Genomic DNA, 4186 nt, shown 5'->3' with positions numbered 1-4186 from the left:
GCGCGTCGTCCTGCTCGCTCAATTGCGCGCGCAGGGCGGCCTGCATCTCGCGGGTGATCGGGAAGTTCCACGTGAGCGCCACGATCAGCAGCTTGCACAGAATTGGCACGCCCACGAACATCGCGGCCAGCCACATCAGTGGGGCGCCGCTGTTGCCGCCATTGGGATTGAAATTGACCAGTTCCAGCAGTGGATAAAGGATACCCACCGGCAGGGCGTAGCCGATCTTGTTGGTCATAGACATCAACGCGAAGAAGAAGCCGGTGCGCTGTTCCCCGCTTTGTGTCTGATCAAGATCAACCACGTCGGCCAGCATGGCGCGATCAAGGAAGGGGGCGGCGCCAAAGGCGACGCCATTGACCAGGTAGAACAGCGCCGCCGCCAGGAAATCGCCTTTCGGCATGACCAGCGTGTAGAGAAAGCCACCGATGGTCAGCAACGCCGAGGCCGCCACCGCGCGGTGTTTGCCGATCCGGTAGGACAGTTTCAGCCACAGCGGCACACCGCAGAACGCCCCAATATAGGTAAAGATCAACAGCGCGCCTGGATCGACCGCCACGCCGCCGACGGTGAGAGCGCCTTGCAGGTGGAATAGATCGGTGGTGACATAAACGAACAGCCCGCTGGCGGTGCCTCCGGCGAGGCCAGCCAGCATGTCCACCGCCAGCAAGCGCAGCAACGGCGGATTGCGCGCCGCCAGCCGCAGCCCTTCGAAGAAGCCCATCGGACGTTCGTCACTACGGCGCGGCGGCGGCTTTTTCTCGCGGGCCATGAACATCGCGGCCAGGACCGTGATCGGCAGCAGCACAGCGGCATAGATGCCCATGGCGCGCACTTTGGTTTCAAGCCCGGTATCGCCCATGATTGCGCCCACCATGATCGGCGCCGTCAGCACCAGAAGCAGGCCAGAGAAATAGACCGCCATCACCCGGCTCTGGATACGCGATCGTTCATCATAACTGTCTGACAACTCTGCCGCCCAGGCGATGTGGCAGAGGTGGATCAGCGTCCACCAGATGTAGATGAAGGTCAGCCAGAACAGCAGATATCCGGCACCCGAGCCTGCTGGCGGAAAGCAGATGGCCACGGTGCCGATCACCATCAGCGGGGTCGAGATGAGCATCCAGACCTTGCGGCGGCCCCAGCGCGTGGGAAAGCGGTCCACCGCCCAACCAAGCAGGCCATCGGTGAACACGTCCCAGAAGCGGGTGAGCATGAAGATGAAGCCGGTGGTGGCCAGCCCAAGCCCGAGCGGCCCGGCATAATAGGCCGGCAGGTAGATGACGATCGGCAAGCCCAGCGTCGCCAGGGCGAGCTGCGGAGAGGCGAACAGGAAGAAGCGGAAGCCGCTGGGCACATCCTGTTCGGTCGCGGGTTTCGCATCGCGCCGCGCCTGTGCATCCATTCCGCCTGGCCTCCCCATCTCGTCTGGTCGCCGACGCCACCGCGCCGGGATCAAATCCTTGGGAGGGATGATGGATGTTGCAGAAGTAAAATGCAACTTCACATATGCGTCAGCGGAGGCGGGTTTGAACAGCGCTCCTGCCGGCTTCAGTCGCCGGAGCTTGTCGCGTGCCCGGGCATGCCAACGGCCAGATCAGCCGAGATGGCGGTCGCTTCGCGCACCACAACTTGGATGGCGTCTTCAAGCCCCGTTTGTTGGTCATCGCGCAGGATGAACGGCACGGTCAGTGCGCCGACGGCCCAGCCCGTTTCCCCGATGATTGGCGCGCTGAGATCGGTGACGCCGCGCACTGTGCGACTGGGGCTCTGTCCATGACCAAGCTGGGTGATCTGCTCAATGCGCGCCTCGAAACCTGCCCGGTCAAAATCCGGGTGGGCCTCCGCGAGACGGTTGATCAGGCGTTGGCGATCGGCGGGGCTGGCAAAGGCCGCCAGCACGCGTCCCGACGTGGATTGATCGACGCGGCGACGATAGCCCAGTCGGACGGCAAAACCCAATTCGCCCGGTGCCTCGACCCGCGCGATGACGACAATCTGTGTGTCAGACAGGACCGTGAGGTGGCACGATTGATCGAGCGAGTGCGCAACAAGTGATATGTGTGGCATGGCGGTGGCCACCAGATTGCGGGTGGGCGCCGTTTTCATCGCCATTTCGAACAGGCGATTGCCGATCAGGAAGCCTTCGGTTGCCTCATCGCGCTGGATGTAGCGCCGGCGTTCCAGCGCCACCAGCATCCGGAAAATCTCGCCCTTCGAGCGGCTCAGGCGGTCGGCAATCTGGCCCATGGTCAGGGGGCGGCTGCTTTCCGCAAGAAGCTCAAGAATATCCAGCCCCTTGTCGAGGGCTGGTGCCGAATATTTTGTTGCCGTCTCACTCATGCCTAGCTTCCTGCTGTCAGCCCCTTCATGGCATGACAGCCTCGAAAGACAAGCCTTCAGCCTGTGATGCGCACGACGGCTTTCAGGCTCTCCCGGTTCGCCACGGCCGCCAGCGCATCGCCGATCTGGTCAAGCGGATACGGCTTGGTGGGATCAAACCACAGTCGGGCATCAAGCGCGCCGGATGCCATCAGGGCCACGGCCTGATCATGCGCTTCGCCTTCGGCATATTCGCCCGGCCCATGAACGCGGAAACCCTGCGCCGTAATCGCCTTCAGGGCGGCCATGCGCTCTCCAAGTGCTTCGATGCCATAAAGTCCGATGCCAGCCCCGGGCTCCATCAGCGACAGGACGCCCTCGATGCCGCCGGTGTGACCAACCGCGTCCAGCAACAGGTCGAACCCTGTCGGCCCGGCGACACTGCGCAGGTTGGCGATTGCGGCGGTGTCGCGATAATCGGCAAAGGCCGCGGCGCCGGCATGGGCGGCGTGGGCTGCCCAAGCCGGATTGCCCACCATCGCCACGGCGTCTGCGCCCAGTGCGCGGGCCAGCGCCAGGAACGAAAAGCCATTGCCACCGGATCCCAGCACCAGCAGTCGTTTGCCGCTGACAGGGCCAAGGCGGGTGAGATAACTCAGCGTCTCGCGCCAGGTGATCATCATCGTGGCTGAAGCCGGATCGGTGCCGGGCGGCAGCACGCGGTTGATCGTGTGCGCAGTCCATTCGGCTTCGGGGAGGCCATCGTCGCGCATGGCGGCAAAGTCACGCCCCAAGCCCAGTTCGGCAAAGCCGCCCCAATAGGCGGCGCAGCCATCGGTCGCCGGTGCGCCAGTGCGCGTTATCAGGTCGCCAACTTTCAGGTTGCGGACCTTGGCACCCATTTCGACGACGCGACCAATGGTTTCGTGCCCGAGGATCAACGGGTAGCTGATGCCGGGGATCGGGAGCTTGCCTTCGACCAGATGGCGATCCGTGGCGGCGCAGATGCCGCCGAACAATTGCCGGGTCAGCACTTCATAGGGGCCGGGCACGGGATCCGAAAGGGTGCGGATGGCCAGAACACCGTGGCTTTCAACAACGGCAGCACGCATGTCTTGTCTCCTCAGACGGGGCCGGCAGCCGGCGTGCCGGCATAAGCGCGACCGAAGGGCAGGGCGAACGGCTCGTCGTGCGGCCGGAAGGGCACCATCGCGGCGATCTCGTCCAGGCGGGCGAGCAGATCAGCGGGCAGGGGCCCCCTGGCGATAGCATCCACGTTGCCATCCACTTCCGCGACGCTGCGGGCGCCCATAAGGATGGTGGAAATGCGTGGTTCCGAAAGCAGGAAGCGCAATGAGAGTTCGGGCAGCGGGATGCCAACCTCGTCCACCAGCGCATAGAGCTTGCGGAACTGTTCGCGGCGCGGCTTCGACAGCCAAGTGGCGGTCTCCACCTCCTCCCGCCAGACGCGGGCCAGCGCGCCCTGCTGCAGCGGCGATCCGGCGACGATGCCCATGCCCCGCTCGGCGGCGGCCGGGATCACTTCATGCCAGGCTTCCCGCCACAACAGGCTGGTGTTGAAGGCGGTCAGCACCACGTCAAAGCGGCCGGTACGGATCAACCGCGCCATGTCATACGCGGTGGTGCCGCCCAGGCCAGCAAAGCGAATCCGCCCTTCGCCCTTCAGCCGGTCGATGACATCCATCACCGGACCGCGCGCGTCGTCCATGGCTTCCCACCAGTCGAACTGGCGGGGGCGATCCGGCTCATGGATCATCAGAATATCGATCTGGTCGCGGCCCAGCAGCTTGCAACTGGTTTCGAACGACTCCAACAGCGCCGCCGGGTCGCGCGGATTGAACGG

Annotated in this window: 4 protein-coding genes; all 4 read right to left on the bottom strand. The window is 64.3% G+C overall.

Annotated features, from left to right (window positions below; genetic code table 11):
- Positions 1–1405 (bottom strand): MFS transporter (locus tag RT662_RS09790; protein WP_313670526.1); only part of this gene is annotated, 1405 nt, incomplete at its 3' end.
- 146 nt (positions 1406–1551) lie between these two features.
- Positions 1552–2343, bottom strand: coding sequence for an IclR family transcriptional regulator (locus tag RT662_RS09785; RefSeq protein WP_313670525.1), 792 nt, complete (start codon positions 2341–2343; stop codon positions 1552–1554).
- A 56-nt stretch (positions 2344–2399) separates the two neighbouring features.
- Positions 2400–3434: an alcohol dehydrogenase catalytic domain-containing protein gene (locus tag RT662_RS09780; protein ID WP_313670524.1), complete on the bottom strand. Its 1035-nt coding sequence runs from the start codon at positions 3432–3434 to the stop codon at positions 2400–2402.
- An 11-nt stretch (positions 3435–3445) separates the two neighbouring features.
- Positions 3446–4186 (bottom strand): aldo/keto reductase (locus RT662_RS09775; protein WP_313670523.1); only part of this gene is annotated, 741 nt, incomplete at its 5' end.

It is taken from the genome of Sandarakinorhabdus sp., assembly GCF_032115815.1.
GTDB lineage: Bacteria > Pseudomonadota > Alphaproteobacteria > Sphingomonadales > Sphingomonadaceae > Sandarakinorhabdus.
This window is presented reverse-complemented; position numbering and strand designations above follow the sequence as displayed.